The following is a 25,319-nucleotide window of genomic DNA, read 5'->3' as shown; positions in this document are numbered from 1 at the left end:
TCGTCGCCTCGCTTACCAGTGGAAGCCGGCGCCGATACCGGCACCGAAGTTGCCCTGGGAGTCACCCGTGGCATTGAGCTTGATCGCCCAGCGGCCATTGTCCGATAGGCGTGAGGTACCCACAGAAACCGCCGATTCACCACCGTAGGTACCTGCACCCACCGCGACCATACTTTTGCCGGGCAGGTAGGCCTGAGGTACTGAAGCCGCGGCTAGGGCACTCGCCGTCCCGGCATTCGCACGATCTTCGACGTCGTCGATACGATTGTGCACACCGCCCAGCTGTTGCTCGAAACGCTGGCTCAAGTCACGCATCTGCCCCACATTGACGGCATCGGTATCCGCCTCGCCAGCAGCCACGTTGTGGATCTGGGTCGGCGTACCATCCTCACCCAACGTGACCGAGCCGTAGTCCACGCTGCCATCCTCGTTGTAGTCGTAGTTCACCGCGCCAGCCTGCACCGCTTCCAGTTGGCGAACGTTGACCGCGTCGGTGGCCTCGGTGCCACCCGCCACATGGGTGATCTGGCGCTCACCGCCTCCCCTACCCACTGAAACGGCGCCCTGATTGGAAGCCACGCTTTCCCCGGAGAAGGCTTCTTCCTGGCCATTCATGCCGTCACGGGAGGCCTCGGAGCCAGCCCCCAGGGCGACACCACCATCACTGTTGGCGGTGGCACCATCGCCGATCGACACACTGCTGTCGCCGTTGGCCGTGCTCTCCGGCCCCATCGCCAGGCTCTCCTCGCCATTGGCCTCGGCGGCGGCGCCTTCGGCATTCGCCGAGTAGTACTTGCTGCCCTTTTCCTCGATATTGGTGACCTGGTTTTGCACCTCCCATAGCTGGCTACCGTTCACCGCATCGCTACTGGTTTCGGAGACATCACCGTCGGCTACGTTGGCAATCGTGGTTCCGCCATCGCCTGCCAAGGTGATGGTGTCGTAGTCGACGCTACCATCCGGGTTTGTGTCGTACTTCACTGCCTGGTCGTTCAGATTGCCGATGCTGTTCCCCAGGTTGGTCACGTCACCCTCGACATTGGTCACCCTTTCATCGAGCTGTGTCACATCGCCTTCGACGTTGTTGACTTGCCCTTCCACAGCGGCTACCGCCTGATTGGTGGCGTATAGCTGGCTACCGTTGATGGCATCGGTACTGCTGTCCGACACGCGCCCCGCCGCCACATGGGTAAGTGTACGCTCAGCCCCGGCGGTGCCGATGCTGACTGTGCCCAGCGGGGTCTGGCCGGCGAACTGGTAGGTCTGGCCGGCGATCTCGATCTCCGCTGTCCCCACCGCTTCGCTGGTCGCCGCTCCCGCTCCCAACGCGACGCTGCCTGCGTGGTTGGCCTGGGTGCTGCGACCCAGTGCCAAGGCGTCTTCCGCCGTGGCACTGGCCTCGTAGCCCACTGCCGTGGAACCGGGCGTCTGAGCGAAGGCATCGCTTTCCGGCAAGCCTGCCTCGTTGGTACGCACGTAGCGAATCCCTCTTCCGTTATCGTCGATATAGGTTGGACTGGTATCACCGGCAATTTCAGTAAGCGATTCACTCAGGCCACCCAATACCTCGTTGGTGGTGTACAGCTGGGAGCCGTTAACGGCATCCGTGCTGTCTTCCTGGATACGCCCGGCAGCGACATGGGTGATGGTGCGTTCGGCACCTTGGCTGCCGACACTCACCGTACCGACGGGGGCATCACCCGCGAAGGTGTAATCCTCACCTTCCAGCGTGATACCCGTGGTGGCGACAACAGGATCCGTCGCGCTATTACCGCCCAGAGCCACACTGCTGGGCTCATCGGCCGAGGCCCCGGCGCCAATCGCCACGGCTTGCTCACCGGTAGCTTCGGACTGGGTGCCCATTGCCAGGGCATCCGGCAAGGACACATAGGCTTCCTGACCGATGGCGGTGCCGCCAGGTGCCGTCGATTCGACCAGAGCACCGTTTCCTATACCGATGCCATTGTCGCCGTTGACGATGGTTTCCGGGCCCACGGCGATGGATTCCTGCCCCACCGCCAGGGAGTCCGCCGCACTTGAGTTGGCATGAAAGTACATGGTACCGGTGGAGGTGACCGAACCGATGGCACCTTGCAATTGGCGAATCGTTACGGCGTCCTGCTGCTGGGTGCCATCCGCCACGTTAACGATCTGTCGGTAAGCGTCAGCGTCACGCCCCACGGACATGGCACCCAATAGTTCATGGTCGTTGGTGTTGTAGGTGATGGTCGCGGTACCCGCCGGGATAATGCCCGAGGTCGGTGCCGTGGTTCGGGTTGCACTAGCACCATCCCCTAAGGCGACGCTGCCCTCGATATTCGCCTGGGTACCGAACCCCAGCGCCATCGAACCTTCCGCCGAGGCAAGGGCGCCCACGCCGCTGGCCATTGCGTTGACGCCGGTGGCACCGTCGTTGTCGTAGTTGCCACCAATCACCCCACCGTCGTTGACGCTGTAGTAGTGCGCCTTGTTGGTCTCGAAGTACTCCAGGTTGACCGCGTCGCCATCATTGATCGGATTACCGACATTGGTGATGGTGTCGCCACCCATATCGATGCCACTGTCGTTGATTGTCGTGTCGCCAATCGTCACCTCATCGGACAGGTCGAAGGTCACCGTCTCCTGAGCTCCGTCAGTGGCGTTCTTGGCGATCACCAGGTTGCCATCGGTGTTGGACAGATCCACCGTATCGCCTGGAGCGACGTTGGTGGTATCGATACCTTGGGCGGTAAGATCCCACCCAGCACTCGCCACGTCGCTGACCTGGGCCAGTTGATCCTCGGTGGCCGCCTGACCCGAGGTGAAGGCGTTCGAGTCGAAGGTCAGGTTGGACAGCCCGTTGATGGTGTTGCCACCCGTGGTGTTGATTGTGACGTCGCCGAACTGCGGCTGATCGGTCATTACGATCTCAAGGGTGTCGGTACCATCCGCCACGGTGCTGATATTGGTGTTGCCACTGGCGTCCGAGCCGCCGACCACATTCAGATCCTGCCCCAGGTCGCGATGTACATCGGTGCCACTGTCCCCGGCGAAGTCCAGACCCTGTGTGGAAAGGCCGGTGCTGACCAGATCCAGCTGCTCCTCGGTGGCCGCCCGACCCACGGTGGCAAAGCTCGGATCCGTCAGCGTGGTATTGGACAGCCCGGTGATATCGTTTGTCGTGGCGTCCGTGACCACTGAACCAACGGTGACACTGCTATTGACTGCCACGTCATCGGCCAAGTCGAAGGTGACGTCTTCCTGGGTGCCATCGACGGCGTTCTTGCCGATCACCAGATTGCCGTCAGTGTTGGACAGATCCACAGTATCGCCGGGAGCAACGTTGGTGGGATCAGCCCCCTGGGCGGTAAGATCCCACCCCGTCGAAGCAACCGATTCCACAGCCGCCAGTTGGGAGACGTTGACCGCATCGGTGTCTTCTGCACCAGCAGCCACGTTGGTGATACGACGTTCATTGCCAGCACTACCCACTGAAACCTCGCTGGCCGCCGTTGGCGCGGCCACCGGAATCGGATTGCCATCCGCATCCAGCGGTTGATAAGCAGCAGAGCCCAGGGTGCTACCATCGGCTATCGAGCCCGCGCCCAGGGCGACGCTCTCATCGGCCGTCGCGCTGGCATCCACGCCTGCCGCTAGAGCATTGACCCCGGTCGCCCCGTCATTGGCGTAGTTGCCACCGATCACACCATTGTCGTTAACGCTATAGTAATGGGTCTCACTGGCTTTCAACTGGGCAACGTTGACCGCATCGGAGTCCTCGCTACCGGCGGCCACGCCGGTGATCTGACGATAGACACCTCCCTCGGGATTGCCCACGGCCACTGCGCCAGTGCTGCTGGAGGTTGCGGCGATAACCGGATCCAGGCCGTCGGCGGCGCCAGTGATCGGGTTATAGCCCACCACGGCCGCACCAGTGTCGGACACCGAGCCACTACCTAGAGCCACACCGCCCTCTTCGGTAACATCCGCGCCGTTCCCCACCACGAAGGCCTCGGCTACATCAATGTCGTTGTTGTTACCAACAATACGGCTACCGGTGGCCGCCGCACTCATCATGTTATTGTTACCAAAGATACCGGCCTCGTCGGCGGCAATGGGGCTGCCCGCGGTACCGTTGTCGTTACCGAGAGTATAGGTGCCATCACCACTGACATAACTGGGATCGCCGATAGCGCCGGAGCCTACACCGGCTACCTCGTTGGCTGTGCCAATACTTATCGATTGATCACCAGTGGCAATAGCGCCTTGTCCGATAGCCAAGGAATTCTGTCCCGATGCCAGACTGCCGGAACCAGCAGAAAATGCATTTTCACCAGATGCTTGAGAATTACTGCCAATGGCTGTGGCGCTCGCTGCACTTGAAGAAGCATTACTCCCCAGGGCAAGACTATCAGCTGCTGTAGAGACAGCTTGATTGCCAACCGCCAAAGAGTCGTTGCCTTGAGCATCAGAGAGAACACCGATTGCGACCGAGCGCTCTCCTGTTGACTCAGCCTGCCCCCCAATGGCAGTGGCACTGAGTGCGGCCTGGGTTGAAGCACCAATTGCTACAGCCTGATTCGCAGTGGCATTGGCGGACGTACCGATAGCGACTGCTTGGGTGCCTGACGCGACAGCCTCTCGACCAAAAGCAGAAGCATCCTGTTGATCAGCTACCGCCCTGGTGCCAAAAGCTAACGAATCAGTACCAATAGCTTGAGTACTGTCATTCGTATGATCCCGGGACGAATCAGCTGAACCAATAGCGATAGCTCGCTCGCCTGAAGCTAGCGAGGACAGGCCCATGGCCAATGAGCCGTCACCGAGCGCAGAAGAAACGTTGCCGAATGAGATGGCATTTCTTCCCTGCGAGGTCGACTCACGTCCAAGCGCCATTGCTGCCCAGCCGGTTGCCACCCCCCTGTTCCCGATCACAACATTATTGTTGCTACCTGCATAGGAATAGGCACCAACGACCACTGAAGCACCTTGATTAGCCATAGGGGCTTCTGCTATTGCACTTGCACCGATGACAACAGACCCATTAGAGCTAGCCTCAGCGTTAGTGCCAATGGCAACCGCACCAGGTACAGTTAATCCACCAGAGTAGTCGATGGGTAGCCCAAGGCCGAGCACATAGGGGTTATCCCAATACAAGGTCGTGAGACCATCATCATTAGCGCTGGTACCGTCACCTACCGTCAGCCCATCTCCAGAGCCAGTTAGAGTTGCATCTTTGGCAGCGAAACTTGCCTGAGGGGCGACCATACCTAGCAAAATCAGCGCAGATGCTAAAACAGAGTAAGTGCAGAACCTTCCTGACAAGCTAGCGTTGGCATCCACCGTCGCAGGAATTGCTCCCACAGCGCCTTGCTGCGCAGCCGGTTTGCCGCATGCTCGCGCGGCTTCTGATGTCACGACCAGACGGCCTAGGGTGCGATTCCGGACGATGCGAAAGATAGAATTCATTAGTCCCCTCCAGTGAGTTTCGCCTAGCCTATTTACCTTGCTCTAATTTCGGTGCAGAGAAGTAAAGACACCCAGAAGCCTACGAAACATGCTCGCGATTCTGATATTTACTCTCTCAGATGAGCAGCGTGAGCCTGTCAAGGTTGAAAAGACGGCCGTGCCTAAAGAGCTCGCCTAACATTCCAGAAACAGCCCGGCTGGTATGAAAAAATGCTTATTTCAAATAATTATTAGCATTTTGATTAAGGTAGTACTACTTCACTAGTCCTGCAAGAAAGAGCCAGAATACTTAGGAGAGTTCTGATCTGAAGCGGAGGCAACCATGGATAGCGAGGGTGTTTTTGTAGAGCCTGAGTGTGCCTGCTAAGAGCCACTCACTATGCGAGAAAGCCCATCCTCATGGATGTCGCATTGGACGCAACGAGATAATAATGAAGGTATTGGAGTTGGACGCCATGAGGCACTCCCGGTGGTGATAATCGATCTATTATCAATGCTTGCCACCGGGAACACCCACTCAGCGGGTGGTTTACAGCTGCTTGAGCAGCGCTTCGGCATCACGGCGTAGCGCTTCATCGGAGACTTGCCGGTTGTCTCGAGCGGTACCGTTAACCGCTCGCTGGGCGTGCTCGCGAGCGGCCTGCTCATTGCCCTCTTCTTTCAAAAAGGCAGCGTAGTAGTAGTTCACATCGATGCCGTCTGGGCGGATCTCCAAGGCACGCTGGAACATGCGTTCAGCGGTATCACTATTGCCAAAACCGAGTGGCCGCCCTGGAGCGCGATCGTAAAGCGCACCTAGCGTGACGTAGGCGGAACCATTCAACCCCTGAGGATCTATTTCAATCGCCTTTTCTAACGCGTCACGCGCATCACCTGCGATTCCTAATGCGCCTAAACCACCGCGCTCACGGGCATAAGAAGCCAGAACTATGCCCTGCCAGACAAGTACATCAGCTTCATCGCTGTACTGCTCGGCCAACTGCTCCGCTTCACCTGCCAATGCCTTTAACGTGCTCTCGCGCTCGTTGGCGGGCATCTCAGTCACGGTATGCTCCCACCTGTTTTTAAGCGAAAACAGCTCGCCTTCAAAGGCAGAGGCGGTTAGCGGAGACAGCATCAGCGCGCTGCCAATAGCGGCGGCGATTAATGAGCGCGGTAAAAACATACGTGGAAAAGAGTGAGTTCGCATACATGCTCCTAACATTATTGTTGTCCTACTTAGACCCACCAATGACGGGCCTCTAGCCCAATATAGCAAAAAATGTAACGAACGTTTGAATGATTTACCAGTAGCATGCTGCTTGGTTGCTTCGCGCAATTAACGTAAGGTGGGTAGCTCGAAACACGATGGGGAATAGGTAATGAAAGGCCGCAACATGACCCGCTGGCGCGATCCAGCCAAAGATCCGCGTCAAGCCCCTAAGAGCAATCTGATTACCCCAGAAGGGGCGGCTCGCTTGCGCGCTATCTTGGATCACCTATCGCGGGTTAAACGCCCGGATATTTCAGCAAAAGTCGGCGAAGCAGCCGCCCAGGGCGACCGCAGTGAAAACGCCGATTACACCTATAACAAGAAAGAGCTGAACCGCGTTATCGCCCGGATTACTTACCTGACGAAACGCTTGGACGAACTGCAAATCGTAGACCGCCTGCCAGCCGATACCAGCAAGGTGTTTTTCGGCGCTTATGTAAGCCTGGAGGATGAAAGTGGCGGTGAGGTGCATCTCAGGATCGTTGGCCACGATGAAATCGACACCAAAAAGCGCTGGATCAGTATCGATGCACCTATGGCTAAAGCACTGCTCGGTAAGCAGGTGGGTGATGAAGCAAAAGTGCTCACGCCTAACGGTGATACGTTTTATACCATCACCGCCATTGATTACACTGGCTAATCCCTGCGCCATTAACGCCGCCTAGGGCCTAATCTTGTAAGGAGTAGTCCACCGTGGTGACAACGCGAACACGTTTGGTTTGCGGCGTGTAGCTGTCCAAGTCCTCGATGGAGAAGTAGCCCTGGGTCGCCTGACGAATCTGGCCCACTTGGCTACCGGAATCTTCGGCAAACTGCTGTGCGGCGTTACGCGCATCCGCAGTGGCCGCCGCAATCATTTCAGGCTTGATCGCATCAAGTCCGGTAAATAGAAACTCCGTGCGGTATTCGTAGCTGGGCGAGAGCAGTACGCCCTCTCGAACCAGTGAAGTCGCATTGGGGATTGCCTCGATCACGCCCTCAACATCGGGGGAGCGCAGTAGCAGTGTTGCTTCGGCGCGATAGCGCTCATCCGGGCGCTGACCACCGTACTGATTGCTATATTGGTCGGTAATCCGCGGCGGAGTGGAGCTAACATGCTCTGATGCAAACCCCTGGGCCTCCAGAAAATCGCGAATTGCCTGCTCGTCACTGGACAACTGCTGCTCAAGGTCACTCAAGCTATTAGCGCTGACACTGTAATTGAACGGCCACAGCACCAAATCCGCCGGCACTTCTCGCTCGGCTAAGCCGCGCACCGTGACGCTACGTGACGACTGCTGCCATACTTCTGCGGCGCCCTTGATATAACTACCGCTCCATACCAGCCCTAGCGCCAGCAGCCCGCCCAGCAGAACGGCACTTCCCAGTACCGCCGTATTTCGAATATTTCCCGCCATTGCTGCCACTCCTACTCACTACCGTTAAATTAACGACTACTTATTTGCATCATAGTCCTTAACGATAGACCTTACCGGTAAATTCGTCGGCGGCTGAATGTGGCAAGTTTGAGGAAACGATGCAGAAGTGTTAATGATCAATCGATATCATGGCCTTGATAACCTGATTAGCGGGGTCACACCACTGGGGCATCTGGGCAGGCACGTCAGCAAGGTAAGCACGGTGGGTAATCATTGCTTCAGCATTGATGTCCCCACTATCCATCAGTGACACCACACTATCGAAGTCTTCGCGAGTGGCATTACGGCTGCCGATCAAGGTCAACTCTTTCTTGTGGAAATCAGGATCACTGAAGGTAATGTCTGCTTTGACTATACTCACCAGAACATAGCAACCGCCATGCCCCACCAGATCGAACCCAGTCTCCATAGCACGAGGGCTCCCTGTGGCATCAAACACCACATCTGCTAACGCACCGCCATTTAGCTTGCTGATCTGTGCAGCCACTTCCACTTCCTGAGGGTTCGCCACCGCATCGGCACCCAGTACGTCACGGCAAAAAGCCAGACGTGATGGATTGGTATCCACCATCAAGGTACGCGCACCCTGGCTTTTAGCGACCTGGAGTACGCCCATACCAATAGGCCCCGCACCCACGATGACGGCTAATTCATCCGCTTGTAGCACGCTACGCCTTACAGCGTGAGCACCAATTGCCATGCACTCCACCAGGGCCAATTGATCGATGCTAAGGGTTTCAGATACCACTAAGTGAGTGGTAGGTACGGCCAGGTACTCCGCCATGCCACCATCTTGATGTACGCCAATAACCTGCATGTTCTGGCAGCAGTTGGTTTTATGCTGCTGGCAGGCACGGCATTCACCACAATGCAGGTAGGGTATGACATAAACCTGCTTGCCCAGTAAGTGCTGGTCATGGTCATCAGCGACTTCGACTATCTCACCGGCAAGCTCATGGCCTAACACCCTGGGATATTCAAAATAGGGTTGATTGCCACCATACGCATGAATATCCGTTCCGCAGATACCGATACGGCGTATCCATACCACGGCATGCCCAGGGGCACACTCTGGTTTAGCAGCGTGACGCAGCTCCAGATGTTGCGGCTTTGAACAGACAAGCACTTCCATAAGCGCGCTTCTCCTCGTTATGTTTAGGCCTGAACGACCCGCTGCTGCTGCTCACCTAAGCCCTCAATACCTAAACGCATTTGCTGCCCATCACGAAGGTAAACGGCAGGCTTCTGGCCCATACCCACACCGGGAGGTGTGCCGGTTGAGATAACATCGCCAGGCTGCAAACTCATGAAACGACTCAAGTAACTGATCAGAAAAGGCACTTGATACACCATGGTGCGTGTATTGCCGTCCTGGTAACGCTGGCCGTCTACCTCAAGCCACATACCTAACTGGTGTGGGTCAGCAATCTCATCACGGGTAACTAACCAGGGCCCCAAGGGGCCAAACGTATCGCAGCCTTTGCCCTTATCCCAAGTACCACTGCGCTCCAACTGAAACTCGCGTTCAGACACATCATTAACCACGCAAAACCCCGCCACATGTGACATCGCCTCGGCTTCATCAATGTAACGTCCACCCTTTCCAATAATTACCCCAAGCTCGACTTCCCAATCGGTTTTTTTGGAGCCACGGGGGATCTCCACATTGTCATTGGGACCACAGATAGCGCTTGTCCACTTATTGAAAATGACCGGCTCAGGGGGAACCTCGGCGCCGGTTTCTGCTGCGTGATCGGAGTAGTTGAGACCAATACAAATAAACTTGCCCACCTGACCAACACAAGGCCCCAGACGTACATCAGCCGCGACCTCTGGCAATATAGAGAGATCCACATCGCGAAGTTTCTGCAACCCTTCGTCGCTCAATACATCACCGGCAACATCGCTAACGAGGGCGGAAAGATCACGCACCTTACCCTGACTATCGAGAATGCCCGGCTTTTCCTGGCCCGGCGTTCCAAAGCGTAAAAGTTTCATATTGTTATTCCTTCTGAAGTAATCAGTTAGCCCAACCACCATCGATCAATTGCGTGGTGCCGGTAATAAACTGCGATTCATCACAAGCCAGGAAAGCCGCCAGCGCAGCCACTTCCTCCACTCGCCCCAGCCTACCCATTGGCTGACGGGCAATAAAAGAGGCTAGCACCTCTGCATCACTGCGCCCCTCTTTACGTGCCTGCTCAGCAATACGCTGTTTGAGAGAGGGAGACTCAACGGTGCCAGGGCAGATCGCATTGCAGCGAATTCCCTGGGTCATAAAGTCGGCGGCGACTGACTTGGTCAGTCCGATCACCGCGGCTTTAGAGGTACCGTAAGCGCAGCGATTAGCAACTCCTTTAATGCTAGATGCCAGGGAAGCCATGTTGATGATGCTGCCACTCTCTTTTGCCAACATGCCCGGTAAAAAAGCCTGCAAGGTATGAAACATTGAAGTGACATTCAGATCCATCGATCGCTGCCAAGTGGCCTCGTCGCATTCGAGTACGCTGCCACCTGCCACCATACCGGCGCAGTTAAACAGTACATCCAAGGCTGGCAGTGAAGCGGCTAAATGGTGGATCGCTTGGCTATCCGTGACGTCCAGGCGATAAGCTTCAACACCCGGTATACCTTCTAAGCTGGCAATATCGATATCTGTCGCGAATACGCGTGCGCCCTCGGCAACAAAGCGCTCGACGCTAGCACGCCCAATGCCGTTTGCAGCGGCGGTGATCAGTGCAGTTTTGTTCTTGAGTCTCATGTTATTTGCACATCCCTAACGGCTAAGGCGCGCCCCTAAAAGCTGTGGCACGACCTTGAAAAGAATGGGAACATACATTAGGCCAAATCATCCAGACACCTAATGGCCTGACCAATGAGCCGAGTATGAGCGAGAAACTTTGACCCTGACAAGCCTCAAAAGGCCAAATAGCAGCTTTTGGGAATAAACTTTAGTAGCCATCAACTTTAGTCGAAAAACACCAGTGAAACGGATAGGAAACACCACGAATGCCGATTCAAACCATCCGCTCGCAGCGCCTCTATCGCCAGATTGCTGATCAATTACAGCAGTTAATCAATGATGGTGAGTTTCCCCCAGGAACGCTGTTACCCCCCGAGCGAGAGCTTGCCCAAGCTCTTGGCGTTAGTCGGGCTTCAGTGAGAGAGGCCTTGATTGCTCTCGAAGTGGTTGGGCAGGTAGCTGTTCGAGTCGGCCATGGTGTCGTGGTGCTTGAATCGCGCGCCACTCCCATGGAGTCGGTGATGCGCGCAGCCGCTCGAACCGAGCCCTGGGCAATAGACCCAGAGTTCGAGAGCGAAATTGAGCTCAATCTGGACGAAGAGATCCCGCCCTTTTCACTTCTCCAGACGCGCCGCTATCTGGAACCGGAAATTGCCGCGTTAGCAGCCATGAACGCCACTGAAGAGGATATGAAAGCGATCCGTTTGGCATTTGAGCGGAATGTGTCTGACAACGCCAATGGCGGGCGCAACTGCGCCGGAGATCGATTACTGCATATTCGTATTGCTGAGGCCTCAGGCAACGCGGCCTACGCACTTGTCATCAAGCATCTGCTTGGCCACAAGTACGGCGCCATGTTTCGTCGACTCCAGGAACTCTTTATGGAAACAGATATGCCGCAGCGCTCCCAGGATGACCATAAGCGCATCGTTGAAGCCATTGAAGAACGTGACCCGGCGGCTGCTCGTCGTGCTATGGAAGTGCATCTGGATCACGTACTTAATGTTTTCTTTGCTGAGTAAGTGCCTCATCAAATGCCGTAGACCTAGCGCTGTGACTTAATCGCACCGTAAACCTTGAAGCGGCGATTATCCGCCAGGGTCTGGAAGTCTTGAAATGCCCGCTGCAAGAGGTCTGGATAGGGCAAAAAGCCATTTGCCACCAGGATTAACCGCCCGCCCGCATTGAGATGCTCTGGCGCTGCGCTGATCAAACGCTGGCTAGGGCCATAACTGATATCACGCTCTTTATGGAAAGGCGGGTTGCTAACAATCCAGTCAAACTGCTCACCTTCAAGTGCACTGAATACATCACTGCAGAGTACCCGCCCCTCTAGCCCATTCGCCGCCAAGGTGCGCTTACACGCCTCTACCGCAAAAGCGCTGACGTCCACCGCGGTCACATGATGGCCACGCTGGGCCAACCAAGCGCTAATAATCCCATCGCCACAGCCCATATCCAGCACTTTGAGCGGTTTTTTCGGCAAGCTATTCTCAATGCTTTCCAACAGTAACAGCGTACCTTCATCGACTTTGCCGTGGCCAAATACGCCCGGATGGCTGTTCAGCGTCAGTCCTAATGTCTCGAATTGCTGCCAAGCGCTATCGCTAGTCGAATCCAATGCCACGGTTTGGGTGGCAAAGAGTGAACAGCGCCGGGCGTTGTCGCGCTTATCCCAAGGCATCCCCAGCTCTTCCAGCATTTTAGGAACGCGTTTAATGCCACCTTGATGCTCGCCGACAATTTCAATGGGTGTGCCTTCAGGTAGCTGCTCACATAACCACTTGAGCCACCAAATACCTAACTGATGCGCCTTCGGCCAAAACAGCACTACCTCTTTGCCGAATGGCTCACCCACCGCCAAGTCAAAAGGCGTTCGAGCCTGCTTGCCTTTCGCCTGCCACTCACGCAGTACGTCAAAATCGCCACTGACCACACCCGACGATTGACCAATAAGCCAGCTATCGACTGGCGGGCCAATGACCCACAGCGCTACATAGTTATCTTTTTGTCGCTCTAACAGCTGGCACGCTGGGGCTTGGGCACTCATTCAACGATCTCCGGTTTAATTAATGTATAAAGTAGGTAGCGGCCTAAGCGCCAGTGGGGGTCATGGCGACAATACTTTTTTTCCAGCGCCAGCAGCGTTTCAGTTTCTGCTGGCGTGGCGGGAGGATGGCGCAAGTAATCTTGAAAGACGCGGATACCGGCGACTGCATCTATCACTAAGCCGTTATCCGCACTCCACTGCTCTATCTCGGCATGACTAACGGGCGAAATAGGCGTCAATCGTTGGCGCTTGCCCTTCCCTGCCAAGCGGTCGCTCAACGCCTTCTCAAGGTTGCCTTTGACCGCGTTGGAAAAGCGCAGTGCATCGCGATTAAACACCATCAAGCTAAGCTGGCCACCTGGGGCCAATAAATCACTCAAGGTGGCCAGCGCCGCTTGCGGGTCGCCCAACCACTCCAACACTGCATGGCAGGTAATGAGCGGCCATGGGCCAGGCGTTTGTTCTGTTAACCGTTGCAGCGGCGCCTGCAGATAAGTAATCGCCTCTTCCGGTAACGTTTTAACGTCCCGGTGCCAGGTTTTTGCGTAGCTGAGCATATCTGCTGAGGGTTCAGTCATCGTGACATCGTGCCCCCGCTCAGCAAACCATGCCGCCTGCTGGCCCAGGCCACCGCCCACGTCCAGCACGCACTGCCCCTCTAGATTCAGCATTTCCGGTAGCAGGTAGTCGAGCATTGCGAGACGCAGCTCGCCCCGGGGCGCCTGATAGAGCGAACGGGAGAATTTCTCGGCTAGGCCATCGAAATAGCGATCGCCAGACGGCGTTAATTCATAGCTGCTCGATTGAGAATGGAGTGATTTAGGATTTGAGGGCATGCCGCGAGCATCGCTGTAAAAGAAAGCGTGCAGTTTACCTGATTATCCCTACCCGTCCGAATGGCGGCCTGGCCTGCATCAAACATAAACAAAAATTATCAAATCATTACAAATGACTCTTAAAATCGATATAAATAGGTTTGCAAACTGGAGCGAAATAATAGCTAATCGACACAGGAAAAATGTCCTATCATGGTAGGAGTGACAAGCAATAGAAGCATATAGCAGTCACCACCAAGTCGATATTAATTATAACAAAATAAATACGGTGGGTTTTATATGATTATCAATACGGCGAACCAAAATACCACTGGGCAAATAATACGGTCTTTGCTAAAAAAAGAACATACTATTTCTATTTTTTCAAAAGAAGCGGCCTACGCCATAGAGGCGAAGGCTATTAAGATAGAATTGGACAGTGGTAAAATAACGTTAGCGATACATTACACAGGTAGCTCGCTTTCTCCTTATTTGCAAAACGACACCATTTGCTTTGACATAGAAGCTTCCCATCCTACGCCAGGTATAGAAGAAGAAATTTATAATATTGAACAAGTGCCGGCACACGTCATTAAAATAGATACCTGCACTTACCATTTAGAGTGCCAGCTTCCCGGCTCTATTTTTTCCTCCGATAATCGAAGAGCTTTGCGTGTACCCTTCATTCTGGGTATGCACGCACGTGTGCACTTGGAAGTATTTGCCCATGAGCTCAACGTGGAAGGTAAAGTGCGTAACCTTTCAGTAGGTGGCTGCATGGTGTATGTCAGACTGGAAGATAGCATGGCTCTTAGCATTAATCAGGTACTGCCGGAGGTCACTCTCGAGTTTCCAAACGGAGAAATATTCAACACTCAAGGACGTATTTGTCATATGCGACCTTTTGGGAGCCATGACTATGCGGCTATCGGTATTGAGTTTATTAATATGTCAGCCACGATGACTGAGACTCTTTTCCATTATGTATCGGAATCTGAGTTCGAAGCTGCTTTTCGCTCAGGTATACAGGATAGCTCCTCTCGAGCTAAGTCACGGCTTTTCATCGCAGATGCCAAAGAGAAGAAAATGCAGCACAAAGAAGAGCATGATCAAACCAAGAGTAGCCAACGATCTCCTCTGTTACGCGGTGTTCTTGAAGTCGCTCACCAGCTACAAGTCATGTTAATGTTTACTAAAAACAAGGATTTATTTCCAGAAGAGAGCCTCTATGAGTGTGTCGACAGCCTTCTTTATATGGTCACTCAAGACCGAAGGGGGCTTCAGTATGCACTGGCTTTTTTGCATGATGAACCCGAGTGGGTGCGCCATGCCATACAAGTGAGTAGCCAGCTAGCAATGATCCTGATCAGTCGTGACCCATACGCGTCACAGACACGGGAAACAGTGGCGGGCGCCCTACTACACACCATGGGTAAACCACTGCTGATTAGCGAACAGCTCCCCTCACTTAAAATTCGCATGTCTCCATCGCAAGCCGAGCTACTCAAAGAACATGTTGTTGCACTGAATAACAAGCTAACAGCACTGGGCTGGGTCGCCAGCCCAGCCTGCCATGACATTATCCTCAATGCCAACGAACGGCTCGATGGCAGCGGCTATCCAGCTGGAAAGCAGGCTGCAGAGTTATCCGAGCGTGTTCGACTAATCAGTGTTATTAAAATAATCAATAAATTAACCCATGAGCGAAATGGTCAGCATCCGCGGCAACCTCTTGATGCCTACCGCTGGGTTAATAACTGCCCAACTATTTATGAAAAGTCATTACTTGTAGAGTATATCCAACACTTTGGCTTATACCCTATCGGTAGCTTAGCAAAGTTCTCAAACGGTTTCTTAGCATGGATAATGGATGTAGATGCAAAGGGAATGCCGTGTAAAGTTAACGTTATTAAAAACCTCTCCTTTAGAGACACATCTATTGACACGGTTCTTGAAAATAATGACTTTACTCAAATTGGACGTCTTGAGGGCACGGTGAACCCCACAGACTACAATATTCATATGGCCAATCACCCTTAGCGGCTCGCACGCCGTTGCTTTTGGCCTAGCAAACACCCAAAATTGAGCTACTTTCATTCCGTTAATCACAATGTAACGGAAGACACTTTAACGCAAAACGCTATTTATTTAAGCACTCTATTTTAAAGTACACTATGCCACCTACACCGCGCCGTTCCACCATTCTTGAAGTAGCCCGCCTCGCTGGTGCCTCTAAAACCAGCGTATCGCGCTATTTTGGCGAAGAGCGTGATCGGCTCTCGCCCTCACTTCAAGCGCGCATCGCCCATGCGGCAGGTACCCTTGGCTACCAGCCAAATCAAATGGCACGCGGGTTAAAAGGTGGTCGCTCTAAATTGTTAGGTATGTTGGTGGCAGATATCCGCAACCCATTTTCAGTGGCTATCACACATGGTGTAGAGCAAGCGTGCCGCCAATACGGCTACTCATTGGTAGTATGTAATACTGATAACGACCCAGAACAGGAGCGCCAGCATTTAGACCTGTTGGGTGCCTATCAGGTGGAAGGTCTCGTGGTAAATGCATCCGGCAGCCCTGAACGCCAACTACATACTTTCATCAGCCAGGGGACACCCATTGTGCTGCTAGACCGCGAAGTCGATCATGTGGAAGCGGAGGTGGTTGGACTCGATAATCATCTGGCGGTCGATATGGCGCTAGAACACTTGGCCGATCAGGGCTACCAGGCCGTGCTGTATGTCAGCGAAGCTCCCCAGCAGTCAAGCACCCGACAAAAACGCTTGGCCCGCTTTAACCACACTGCCGAGCAGTTGGGGCTTATTCATTCATCCTCCCTGCTTGCTAACTCAGATGGCACTGCAACGCTTCAAGAATTAAGCGACTTTTTAGCCGCCCACCAACAGCACGCTTGCGCTGTCTTGTGCGGCAATGGCACTGCCACCCTAACCGTGACCCGCCTGTTTCAGCAGTTGGACTTACTGCTTGGCAAGGTAGGCTTGATGGGGATTGATGAACTCGATTGGTGCGCTTTGATCTCTCCCGGCATTACCACGCTTGCCCAACCCACCGATGCAATGGGTAAAACGGCTGTTCAATGCTTGATGCATCGCATTGCGCCCCACGTATCATCAATGCCAGCGGCGCTGAGTTTTTCACCTACTCTGATCGAACGAGGTTCTACTCAACGCTAATTTTTTTAGTCGGTGCTAAAAAATTGCCACAAAAATGGTATCGTTCCCATTGGATGATAATGAACAACTCGAAGAGATTACTGACTATGCCTCACTCCTTCTCTAACCCACCAGAAATTCTCACCTTCGGCGAAGCCATGGCTATGTTTGTCGCTGATTCACCAGGCGACTTATCCAACATTGATCGTTTCCACCGCCGCTTGGCAGGCGCCGATAATAATGTCGCTATCGGCCTCTCCAGGCTGGGTTTCCACGTGGGCTGGTTAAGTCGAGTGGGAACCGATAGCTTTGGAGGGTTTATTCAGGCGGCATTAACAGCGGAAGGTATCGATGATCGCTATATTCACGCCGATGCACAGCACCCCACCGGGCTGCTCTTTAAAGAGCGTGCCCAGAACGGCGCCGACCCGCGAGTTGAATATTTTAGACGTGGCAGTGCCGCCAGCCATCTCACTATTGACGACGCCCGGAATGTCGACTTTCAGGCGCTTAACCACCTTCACGCGACGGGCATTACCCCAGCGTTATCTGAAAGCGCCTGCCAGCTTAGCCATCATTTGATGGAAGAGGCCCGCGCCCACGGCGCTAGTATTTCCTTTGACCCCAATTTACGGCCGTCACTTTGGCCCAGCGAAAACGTTATGCGGTCGACCCTTAATGAACTCGCCAGCCGCGCCGACTGGGTGTTGCCTGGGCTTTCAGAGGGCCAGCTTCTCACCGGGCAGAAGACGCCTTACGACATAGCAGGCTATTATCTGGATCAAGGTGCCTCGGCTGTGATCATCAAGCTGGGCCCCGAAGGTAGCTATTACCGTGGCAACCTGGATGGGCAAGAAGAGAGCTTTACAGTGGCCGGTTGCCACGTTGCTGAGGTGGTGGATACCGTAGGTGCAGGCGATGGCTTCGCCGTCGGTGTCATTAGCGCCCTGCTTGACGGAAGAACGGCGCGTCAAGCCGCCCAACGCGGCAACCTCATTGGCGCCCAAGCCATCCAGGTAGTGGGTGATATGGAAGGTTTGCCTAATCGCGAGCAACTATTAGCGCTTGAAGTCGACCAGCCCATTGGCTAATCGCCACACACTATTTTTTAAATAGCAGGTTTTAAATAACAGGTTTTAGATAACAGGCTTTTCACCATGGAGATAACAATGAAAAAACGTCTAGTGATTCAAGGACGACTCAGCGACGCTCAACAGACTGAACTTAGCGATTTGTTTGAAGTGGATGTGTTGCCGAAAACCAGCTCGCTTGATGCCCCTGAAAATCGCGCTCTATTAGCGGAGACACACGGCATTATCGGTTCCGGCTTAGCCATTACCCCCCAGTTGCTGGACGCAGCGCCCAACTTGAAAGTCATCGCGACCATCTCTGTTGGCTACGACAACATCCCTGTTGATGAACTTACTAAGCGCGGCATTATGCTGTGCAATACGCCTGATGTGCTTACCGAAACCACTGCCGACACCGGCTTTGCGTTGATCATGGCCGCGGCGCGCCGGGTGGTTGAACTAGCCGAGTGGGTCAAAGCGGACAAATGGCAAGCCAGCATTGGCCCGGCACTGTTTGGCAGCGATGTGCATGGCAAAACCCTAGGCATGGTGGGGTTTGGGCGCATCGGTCAAGCCGTTGCCAGGCGCGGAGCCCTGGGCTTTGGTATGCAGGTGCTCTACTCCAACGCTTCACCCAAGCCCGATTTAGAGAGTGAGCTTGGTGCGCAGCGCCGCGAACTCAACGAGCTATTGGCTGAAGCCGATTTCGTCTGTGTCACTGTGCCGCTTACCGCCGAGACCGAGCATTTGATCGGTGCCCAAGAGTTTGCGCTGATGAAGCCTTCAGGCATTTTTATCAATATCGCCCGCGGCAAAGTCGTCGATGAAAGCGCCTTAATACACGCCTTGGAAACCAGCGTTATTCAAGCAGCAGGGCTGGATGTATTTGAGCAGGAGCCACTACGCGCTGCGTCACCGCTGACGAAGATGCCCAATGTGGTCGCCCTGCCGCATATCGGCTCTGCAACCCATGAAACCCGCGACGCCATGGCCCAGCGAGCGGTGGATAATATTCGTCTAGCACTCCAGGGTGAGCGGCCAATTAGCTTAGTCAACGAGGAAACCTATCAATGAAGCCTGCCACGCCCCTATGCTTACTGTTCGATTGCGATGGCACCCTGGTGGACAGCGAAATACTGCTTGCCGAGGTAATGGGGGATATTCTTCCCGAGTTCGGCTTACCCTTTTCAGCGCGTCAGTATATGGATGAATTTCGCGGGGTGCGTTTCCAGACGATCGTCCAAACCCTGGAAAAGCGTTTTCAAACATTAGCAGAAGATGCATTTTCCCAGCTTGAGGCAGGTATGCGGGCGCGTATGGAAGCCCGTATGCGTGCCGAGCTGGTGGCGATTCCTGGTATGGTCGCCGCGCTGGAACAGTTAAGTAGCCACCCCAAGGCCGTGGTCTCTAATGGCCCCGAGCGCAAAATTCGTTGTGCGCTGGAAAGCACCGAACTAGGCCATCACTTTGCTGACAAGCTCTTTAGCGCCTATACCCTCAACGTCTGGAAACCCGACCCCGAGCTGTATCGTAAGGCCGCCGCCGCTATGGGCCATGTTCCTCAGCAGTGCGTGGTGATCGATGACGCGGCGGTGGGTGTGGAAGCAGGGCTAGCGGCGGGCATGCACGTGATTCACCTCAACCACTTCCCTAATGAAGAACTCACCCCCGAAGGGGCGATTGGTATCCACCACGCCAGCGAGCTTCCCTCCGCTATTGCGCGGCTAAACCTCTGATCGCGGTTGCTTAGTTAACTGCTTAACCGCCGCCCCTCAACTCTCCAACATCGGCTCTCGTCAGGCATGTTTCCCGTGCCTGCCGACGATACCGCCTGCGTGCTTATAACCCCCTCTCTCTGTATCGCGACCAATGTCGCATAGCCCAAGCATTGACCTATGCAGGAATGACGTTAAGCTTGGCCTTACATCAAATATAAAAACAGATTTTATATTTGAGAAAACAACCATCGCATCGCAACAAAAACATCACAATAAAACGGAGAACCTTCCATGCGCCTAACCCACTTAATGATGGCCAGCCTCGCTATTGGCTTCACCACATCGCTTCAAGCTGCCGATTTCACCTTCAAGTACGCTCATTCGCAAACCGATGAGGCGCCACGCTCTGAGTCCATGCGCTACTTCAAAGAAGCGCTTGAAGAGCGCAGTGATGGGCGTATCGCTGTCGAACTCTATTTCAATGGCACCCTGGGGAAGGAGGAGGACGTACTTCAGCAAGTCCAAATGGGGCTTATTCAGGGCTATCGCGGTGGTTTGTTTGCCCAAGCTAACCCCGCCTATCTGATCTATACCATGCCGTTCCTGTTCACCACGCCAGAACAGGCTATTGACGTGATGGAGGGCGAGCTTGGTCAGGCCATTAATGAAGGCGCACGAGAAAGCCAGCTGCATATACCGGTAACCGGCGTTGCAGGTGGCATGCGCCAGTTAACCAATAACGTTCGCGCCGTTAATCAAGTTGATGACCTCCGTGGCTTGAAGATTCGCACCCCGCCACTGGCACCCACGCTGCGGGCATTTGAAGCGTTGGGAGCATCCCCCCAGCAAGTGCCTTACACCGAGACCTATATGGCGCTGCGCACAGGGGTGGTCGATGGGCAAGAAAACCCGCCCTCCAATATCGCCGATATGAAGTTCCATGAAGCTCAGGAGTACATGTCATTACTGAACTGGCAAATCCATCCTGATCCCTTCTTTATCAGCGCCCAGTGGTACGACCAGCTACCTGAAGAGCTGCAGTTGATCGTCGACGACGTCGCTCAGGAGACGATGACCCGCTCCAACGAAATTTGGCTAGCCTCCGAAGCCAACTACCTCGAAACACTGGGCGAGCACATGAGCATTAATGACATCGCCGACGAACACCGCCAAGGCTTCGTAGATGCCGTCGTTCCTGTCTGGGAGCACTTTGTTGAGCGTGGTGACTTTAGCCAGGAGCAGTTAGAGCAAGTGCTCGCGCTGACCGATCAAGCCGAGGTATTGGAGTAATGAACCCACCTCCACTGGCGCAGCCAATGGCGGAAGATACCGCCTTGATGCGGGTAATGCGCCGCTTCGCTAGCCTGCTGGAAAATCTGATCGCCGCATTAATTGCGGCGGTTTTCCTGCTCTGCCTGGCACTGGTAATACTGCGCTACGTATTCAGCATTGGCTTTGCCGGTGCTGAAGAGGTGATGCGCTTTCTATTTGTATATTCCACCGCACTGGGGGCATCGGTCGCCATTTTACGCGGCGAGCATATTCGTATCAGCGTGCTGGTGGATGCACTGCCTACGTCAATAGCCGTCTGGCTGAACCGCTTACGCCACTGTCTCGTGATGCTATTCAATGGCTATTTGGCATGGCTCAGCATCAGCTGGATTGGGCAAGTCGGTCGTTTCCGCTCCGCCGTGCTGGATGTGCCTAATTGGGTAGTACAAATCAGCGTTCCTATTGGCGCGCTACTGGTCATTCTATTTTCCTTGGCGGTGCTAATGGGTGGCGAGCGGCCCTCCGCTCAACGAGAAGACGCGCAGGAGGGTCAGGCATGATCTTACTGCTTGTTAGCCTAATGTTGCTGTTGCTGATTGGGGTGCCCATCGCCTATTCCCTAGGGCTTTCGGGGTTGGTCTACTTTTTGATCATGCAGCCAGGCTTGATTGGCGTGCTACCCCAGCGGGTACTGTCCGGTATGGATCTGTACACCATGATTGCCCTGCCGCTGTTCATTTTGATGGGGCTGGTGATGAACGCCTCAGGCATTACCGCGCGCTTGATCGACTTCTGTTTGATGTTGGTAGGCCGTTTTCCAGGTGGGTTGGGGCACGTCAATATCTCGACCTCGATGATCTTTGGCGGCATATCGGGCTCTTCTGTGTCTGATACAGCCTCGGTGGGTTCCGCCATGATTCCGGAGATGGCACGCAAGGGATACAGCGTAGAAACCGCCAGCGGTATTACCGTGGCATCTTCCACCATGGGCATGATCATTCCTCCCAGTGTGCCCATGGTGATCTACGCTGTTACCGCGCAGCAGTCTATCGGCACCATGTTTATGGCGAGCCTTGTGCCAGGTTTACTCATTGGCCTGCTGATGATGGGCATCATTGCGCTAATGGCCGGTCGTCAAGGCTACCCCCGTGCCCACGCAGGATTAAACCCGCAACAGCGCCGCCAGGTGATTCAGCGTGCGGTACTCGCGCTATTAATTCCTCTGTTTGTAGTGGGTGCGGTGGTCGGCGGTGTCGCTACAGCCACTGAGTCTGCCGCGTTAGGCGTGGGCTATGCGCTGTTTCTAGCATTGGTGGTATTTAAAAGCCTCAAACTGCGTGAACTGCCCGCACTGTTTCGCTCTGCCGTAATGACCAGCGCAACGGTGATGATCATTATTGCCATGAGCCAGCTGTACGTGTGGATTCTCTCGATGGAGCAGATTCCCCAGCTGTTGGCAGGCTTTTTAGGCGGGCTGGATCTTACCCCGATATTGCTTCTGCTGGTGATTGCAGCTGCCGTGCTACTGATCGGCACCTTTATTGATGTGACCCCCGCGATTTTGCTGATTACCCCAGTGGTGCTGCCGGTGCTTGCCCTGGCCAATATTTCACCTGTGCAGTTTGGTGTCCTGTTGATCAGTGGCTTGGCTATTGGCTTGGTCACGCCGCCGGTGGGCATGTGCCTGAACGTCTGCTCATCCATCACTGGCCTCTCGATTGGGCGTATTTTCCGCGGCGCCCTGCCGTTCCTGCTCGCAAATCTCCTGGTGATACTGCTGGTCATTGTCTTTCCGGCTATCACCCTGTGGCCGCTCACGCTGTTCTCGTGAGCCCATTTACTTTTACTATTAAAGGAAATTCATATGGATATTCGCCAAGCGCTTCATAGCGATCATTTTAAAACCCTCGATACCCAGGGCCTGCGTGACAAAATGCTGGTCACCAAGATTATGGAGCCTGGGCAACTGTCGCTAACCTACAGCCACGTTGACCGCATTATTGTCGGTGGCGCGGTACCCACTGATTCACCGCTTACCCTGAGCGGTGGCAAAGAACTTGGCGTTGACTATTTTCTAGAGCGGCGGGAAATGGGCGTTATCAACATTGGCGCGCCCGGGCGCATTACTGTCGACGGTGAAACGGTCGAGCTGGGCACCCACCACGGCTTGTATATTCCCAAAGAGAGCCGTGAAGTCAGCTTTGAGAGCCTCGATGCGACCAAGCCTGCGCGCTTTTATATCAACTCAACGCCTGCCCATGTACGTTACCAGCTTCGCCATATCCGCCCGGAAGATGCCTCGCCCACCACCCTTGGCGACCCCGAAACCGGCAATGTGCGTACCATTAATAAGTACCTACATACCGATGTACTGGATACCTGCCAGCTCTCCATGGGGCTTACCCAGTTAGAGCCCGGCAGTATGTGGAACACCATGCCCTGCCATACCCACGAACGGCGCATGGAAGTGTACTTCTACTTTGACTTGAGTGAAGACGATGTGGTGTTCCACCTGTGTGGTGAACCCCAAGAGACCCGGCATATCGTGGTTGCCAACGAACAAGCCGTGATTCACCCCAGCTGGTCGATTCACTGCGGCTTTGGCACTCGCCGCTACACCTTTATTTGGGGTATGTGCGGTGAAAACCTGACCTACGATGATATGGACTTTATCGCTTCTAAAGAGCTGCGCTAAACCACTACCCAGGGAGAGTGACCAATGAAGCTATTTTCGCTGAACGGACAAGTTGCCATGGTGACGGGTTGCAACAAAGGGTTGGGCCAGGGAATTGCCATTGCACTGGCACAGGCGGGTGCCGATATCGTGGGGGTCAACCGCAGCCCTGCTGATGACACCCGCCAGCAGGTGGAGGCTCTAGGGCGCCAGTTTTACGACATTACGGCGGAGCTGGGCAGCCAAGCGCCTAGCGAGATTGTCTCACAGGCGATCGCGCAAGCGGGCAAGGTGGATATCCTGGTCAACAATGCGGGGATTATTCGCCGGGCAGCAGCCGTTGAATTTTCAGAGCAAGATTGGGATGACGTCATTGACGTTAACTTAAAAGCCGCTTTCTTTCTCGCACAGCAGGTTGCCAAACACCTTATCGAGCGCAAAGCGCCGGGCAAGATCGTCAATATCGCTTCATTACTGTCGTTTCAGGGCGGCATTCGCGTGCCCTCCTACACCGCCAGCAAAAGCGGCATTCTCGGCTTAACGCGCCTGCTCGCCAATGAGTGGGCGGGCCATGACATCAACGTTAATGGCATCGCCCCTGGCTATATGGCCACCGACAACACCCAAGCATTGCGCGACGATCCCCAGCGCCATGCTGAAATTCTTGGCCGAATCCCCGCCGGACGCTGGGGCACGCCAGAAGACTTAGCCGGCGCTGTGATATTCTTATGCTCCGATGCCGCCCGCTACGTGCATGGACATACCCTGGCGGTAGACGGCGGCTGGCTGGCACGCTAACCAAGCGTTTTGGTTAACGCCACGATCAACGAGCGATTGGCAATCACGTAAGGGAGCTTGAATGAAGGAGAAGGCTGAAACGCAGTACCACGCCCCTGCCTTAGAGAAAGGGTTGGATATTTTGGAGCTGCTTGCCCAATCTCCCCAGCCGCTAAGCACCCAAGCGATTGCCGAACAGATCGGCCGTAAAACCAATGAGATGTACCGCATGCTGATGGTGCTGCGAGATCGTGGCTACGTCAGCATGGATGATAGCGGTAGCCGCTATCAGCTAACGCTAAAGATGTTTGAGATGGCCCACCGCTTCCCGCCCACCAAGCGGTTAGTACAGGCCGCACTACCGCGCATGGAAGAGCTGTGCCATGAAATCTCCCAGTCGTGTCATCTTAGCGTTGCTCGTCCTGGCCATCTATTGGTAGTGGCCCAGTACGAAAACCCTGACAAGATGGGCTTTGGGCTGCGCCTGGGGGCCAACATCGATATATGCGGCTCCGGTTCTGGGGCCGTCATGCTGGCCTTTCTGGATGAGCCACGCCGGGAGCGCATTCTCGCCGCCAGCGATGCAACGCAACAAGAGGTTGACCGAACGCGGGCGCTATTTGATCCGATTCGCCAGCAGGGCTACCACGTGGGGCCAAGCCCTCAAGTCCAAGGGTTAACCAATATCAGCTTCCCTGTCTTTGGGGTTCATGACGTTATCGAAGCCGTTATCACCATCCCTTATCTCACTCTGATTCCAGAAGCGATGCATCGGGAAGTTCCCAGCATCGACCGCTGCCGGGAACAGCTAGGAGAGCTGGCAGACGCCCTGACACTGGCTATTGGTGGGCGCCTACCAGCAGGTACGACGAGCTAAATGATGTTCTCTATAACGGTTTTCTCAATAACAGG

At 54.6% G+C, this 25,319-nt stretch carries 21 protein-coding genes; 13 read left to right on the top strand and 8 right to left on the bottom strand.

Going from position 1 to position 25,319, the window contains the following annotated elements:
• Window positions 1–12: 12 nt before the first annotated feature.
• Together ACW17M_RS02840 and ACW17M_RS02835 are read right to left on the bottom strand one after the other, a co-directional pair.
• Entirely contained in the window at window positions 13–5,448 is a 5,436-nt protein-coding gene (locus ACW17M_RS02840) for a YadA-like family protein (RefSeq protein WP_457546890.1), read from the bottom strand.
• 529 nt (window positions 5,449–5,977) lie between these two features.
• Entirely contained in the window at window positions 5,978–6,637 is a 660-nt protein-coding gene (locus ACW17M_RS02835; RefSeq protein WP_027959025.1) for a tetratricopeptide repeat protein, read from the bottom strand.
• Window positions 6,638–6,809: 172 nt separating this feature from the next.
• On the opposite strand from ACW17M_RS02835, the gene greB reads away from it, so the two are divergent.
• Complete coding sequence (gene greB / locus ACW17M_RS02830) at window positions 6,810–7,340, top strand: transcription elongation factor GreB (RefSeq protein ID WP_009287719.1); 531 nt, start codon at window positions 6,810–6,812, stop codon at window positions 7,338–7,340.
• Between the two features lie 28 nt (window positions 7,341–7,368).
• On the opposite strand, the gene ACW17M_RS02825 is transcribed toward greB, so the two are convergent.
• The 4 genes from ACW17M_RS02825 to ACW17M_RS02810 all read right to left on the bottom strand — a co-directional run bounded on the left by ACW17M_RS02825 (window position 7,369) and on the right by ACW17M_RS02810 (window position 10,879).
• Window positions 7,369–8,097 (bottom strand): SIMPL domain-containing protein, encoded by a 729-nt coding sequence (locus tag ACW17M_RS02825; protein WP_022524022.1) that lies wholly within the window; start codon window positions 8,095–8,097, stop codon window positions 7,369–7,371.
• A 130-nt stretch (window positions 8,098–8,227) separates the two neighbouring features.
• Window positions 8,228–9,250, bottom strand: coding sequence for a zinc-binding alcohol dehydrogenase family protein (locus ACW17M_RS02820; protein WP_022524023.1), 1,023 nt, complete (start codon window positions 9,248–9,250; stop codon window positions 8,228–8,230).
• 23 nt (window positions 9,251–9,273) lie between these two features.
• Entirely contained in the window at window positions 9,274–10,116 is an 843-nt protein-coding gene (locus ACW17M_RS02815) for a fumarylacetoacetate hydrolase family protein (RefSeq protein ID WP_022524024.1), read from the bottom strand.
• A gap of 22 nt (window positions 10,117–10,138) precedes the next feature.
• Window positions 10,139–10,879 (bottom strand): SDR family oxidoreductase, encoded by a 741-nt coding sequence (locus tag ACW17M_RS02810; RefSeq protein ID WP_022524025.1) that lies wholly within the window; start codon window positions 10,877–10,879, stop codon window positions 10,139–10,141.
• Window positions 10,880–11,127: 248 nt separating this feature from the next.
• Between ACW17M_RS02810 and ACW17M_RS02805 the strand changes: the two genes are divergently transcribed.
• On the top strand, window positions 11,128–11,883 hold the full coding sequence (locus ACW17M_RS02805) for a FadR/GntR family transcriptional regulator (RefSeq protein WP_022524026.1): 756 nt from the start codon (window positions 11,128–11,130) through the stop codon (window positions 11,881–11,883).
• 23 nt (window positions 11,884–11,906) lie between these two features.
• On the opposite strand, the gene ACW17M_RS02800 is transcribed toward ACW17M_RS02805, so the two are convergent.
• Window positions 11,907–12,911, bottom strand: a complete 1,005-nt coding sequence (locus ACW17M_RS02800) for a methyltransferase (RefSeq protein WP_022524027.1) — start codon at window positions 12,909–12,911, stop codon at window positions 11,907–11,909.
• Window positions 12,908–13,747, bottom strand: a complete 840-nt coding sequence (locus tag ACW17M_RS02795; RefSeq protein WP_022524028.1) for a methyltransferase domain-containing protein — start codon at window positions 13,745–13,747, stop codon at window positions 12,908–12,910. Before ACW17M_RS02795 ends, ACW17M_RS02800 begins: the two co-directional genes overlap by 4 nt.
• A 279-nt stretch (window positions 13,748–14,026) precedes the next feature.
• On the opposite strand from ACW17M_RS02795, the gene ACW17M_RS02790 reads away from it, so the two are divergent.
• From ACW17M_RS02790 to ACW17M_RS02740, 11 genes are all read left to right on the top strand, one after another.
• Entirely contained in the window at window positions 14,027–15,766 is a 1,740-nt protein-coding gene (locus tag ACW17M_RS02790; protein ID WP_009287713.1) for an HD domain-containing phosphohydrolase, read from the top strand.
• 134 nt (window positions 15,767–15,900) lie between these two features.
• Entirely contained in the window at window positions 15,901–16,917 is a 1,017-nt protein-coding gene (locus tag ACW17M_RS02785) for a LacI family DNA-binding transcriptional regulator (RefSeq protein WP_414121056.1), read from the top strand.
• A gap of 86 nt (window positions 16,918–17,003) precedes the next feature.
• On the top strand, window positions 17,004–17,987 hold the full coding sequence (locus ACW17M_RS02780; protein WP_022524032.1) for a sugar kinase: 984 nt from the start codon (window positions 17,004–17,006) through the stop codon (window positions 17,985–17,987).
• Window positions 17,988–18,065: 78 nt separating this feature from the next.
• Window positions 18,066–19,040, top strand: coding sequence for a 2-hydroxyacid dehydrogenase (locus tag ACW17M_RS02775; protein WP_022524033.1), 975 nt, complete (start codon window positions 18,066–18,068; stop codon window positions 19,038–19,040).
• Window positions 19,037–19,702, top strand: a complete 666-nt coding sequence (locus ACW17M_RS02770) for an HAD family hydrolase (RefSeq protein ID WP_022524034.1) — start codon at window positions 19,037–19,039, stop codon at window positions 19,700–19,702. The genes ACW17M_RS02775 and ACW17M_RS02770 overlap by 4 nt, the downstream gene beginning before the upstream one ends.
• 273 nt (window positions 19,703–19,975) lie before the next feature.
• Entirely contained in the window at window positions 19,976–20,974 is a 999-nt protein-coding gene (locus tag ACW17M_RS02765; protein ID WP_022524035.1) for a TRAP transporter substrate-binding protein, read from the top strand.
• Complete coding sequence (locus tag ACW17M_RS02760; protein ID WP_457546889.1) at window positions 20,974–21,516, top strand: TRAP transporter small permease; 543 nt, start codon at window positions 20,974–20,976, stop codon at window positions 21,514–21,516. The genes ACW17M_RS02765 and ACW17M_RS02760 overlap by 1 nt, the downstream gene beginning before the upstream one ends.
• On the top strand, window positions 21,513–22,787 hold the full coding sequence (locus tag ACW17M_RS02755) for a TRAP transporter large permease (protein ID WP_457546888.1): 1,275 nt from the start codon (window positions 21,513–21,515) through the stop codon (window positions 22,785–22,787). The genes ACW17M_RS02760 and ACW17M_RS02755 overlap by 4 nt, the downstream gene beginning before the upstream one ends.
• Before the next feature lie 33 nt (window positions 22,788–22,820).
• Complete coding sequence (gene kduI, locus ACW17M_RS02750) at window positions 22,821–23,651, top strand: 5-dehydro-4-deoxy-D-glucuronate isomerase (protein WP_009287711.1); 831 nt, start codon at window positions 22,821–22,823, stop codon at window positions 23,649–23,651.
• 24 nt (window positions 23,652–23,675) lie between these two features.
• Window positions 23,676–24,428: a 2-dehydro-3-deoxy-D-gluconate 5-dehydrogenase KduD gene (gene kduD / locus ACW17M_RS02745; RefSeq protein ID WP_159176580.1), complete on the top strand. Its 753-nt coding sequence runs from the start codon at window positions 23,676–23,678 to the stop codon at window positions 24,426–24,428.
• A 61-nt stretch (window positions 24,429–24,489) separates the two neighbouring features.
• Window positions 24,490–25,284 carry an IclR family transcriptional regulator gene (locus tag ACW17M_RS02740; protein ID WP_009287709.1) on the top strand — a complete coding sequence of 265 codons (795 nt, stop codon included), beginning with the start codon at window positions 24,490–24,492 and terminating at the stop codon, window positions 25,282–25,284.
• Window positions 25,285–25,319: the final 35 nt, after the last annotated feature.

The organism is Vreelandella sp. 2A-K22, from assembly GCF_054065485.1.
Note: the sequence above shows the minus strand (reverse complement) of the source record. Positions and strands in the feature narration are given on the sequence as shown.

Coding starts and splice junctions, on each gene's coding strand:
- ACW17M_RS02840 (WP_457546890.1), bottom strand. CDS start 5,448: ATGAATTCTATCTTTCGCATCGTCCGGAATCGCACCCTAGGCCGTCTG.
- ACW17M_RS02835 (WP_027959025.1), bottom strand. CDS start 6,637: ATGCGAACTCACTCTTTTCCACGTATGTTTTTACCGCGCTCATTAATC.
- greB (WP_009287719.1), top strand. CDS start 6,810: ATGAAAGGCCGCAACATGACCCGCTGGCGCGATCCAGCCAAAGATCCG.
- ACW17M_RS02825 (WP_022524022.1), bottom strand. CDS start 8,097: ATGGCGGGAAATATTCGAAATACGGCGGTACTGGGAAGTGCCGTTCTG.
- ACW17M_RS02820 (WP_022524023.1), bottom strand. CDS start 9,250: ATGGAAGTGCTTGTCTGTTCAAAGCCGCAACATCTGGAGCTGCGTCAC.
- ACW17M_RS02815 (WP_022524024.1), bottom strand. CDS start 10,116: ATGAAACTTTTACGCTTTGGAACGCCGGGCCAGGAAAAGCCGGGCATT.
- ACW17M_RS02810 (WP_022524025.1), bottom strand. CDS start 10,879: ATGAGACTCAAGAACAAAACTGCACTGATCACCGCCGCTGCAAACGGC.
- ACW17M_RS02805 (WP_022524026.1), top strand. CDS start 11,128: ATGCCGATTCAAACCATCCGCTCGCAGCGCCTCTATCGCCAGATTGCT.
- ACW17M_RS02800 (WP_022524027.1), bottom strand. CDS start 12,911: ATGAGTGCCCAAGCCCCAGCGTGCCAGCTGTTAGAGCGACAAAAAGAT.
- ACW17M_RS02795 (WP_022524028.1), bottom strand. CDS start 13,747: ATGCCCTCAAATCCTAAATCACTCCATTCTCAATCGAGCAGCTATGAA.
- ACW17M_RS02790 (WP_009287713.1), top strand. CDS start 14,027: ATGATTATCAATACGGCGAACCAAAATACCACTGGGCAAATAATACGG.
- ACW17M_RS02785 (WP_414121056.1), top strand. CDS start 15,901: ATGCCACCTACACCGCGCCGTTCCACCATTCTTGAAGTAGCCCGCCTC.
- ACW17M_RS02780 (WP_022524032.1), top strand. CDS start 17,004: ATGCCTCACTCCTTCTCTAACCCACCAGAAATTCTCACCTTCGGCGAA.
- ACW17M_RS02775 (WP_022524033.1), top strand. CDS start 18,066: ATGAAAAAACGTCTAGTGATTCAAGGACGACTCAGCGACGCTCAACAG.
- ACW17M_RS02770 (WP_022524034.1), top strand. CDS start 19,037: ATGAAGCCTGCCACGCCCCTATGCTTACTGTTCGATTGCGATGGCACC.
- ACW17M_RS02765 (WP_022524035.1), top strand. CDS start 19,976: ATGCGCCTAACCCACTTAATGATGGCCAGCCTCGCTATTGGCTTCACC.
- ACW17M_RS02760 (WP_457546889.1), top strand. CDS start 20,974: ATGAACCCACCTCCACTGGCGCAGCCAATGGCGGAAGATACCGCCTTG.
- ACW17M_RS02755 (WP_457546888.1), top strand. CDS start 21,513: ATGATCTTACTGCTTGTTAGCCTAATGTTGCTGTTGCTGATTGGGGTG.
- kduI (WP_009287711.1), top strand. CDS start 22,821: ATGGATATTCGCCAAGCGCTTCATAGCGATCATTTTAAAACCCTCGAT.
- kduD (WP_159176580.1), top strand. CDS start 23,676: ATGAAGCTATTTTCGCTGAACGGACAAGTTGCCATGGTGACGGGTTGC.
- ACW17M_RS02740 (WP_009287709.1), top strand. CDS start 24,490: ATGAAGGAGAAGGCTGAAACGCAGTACCACGCCCCTGCCTTAGAGAAA.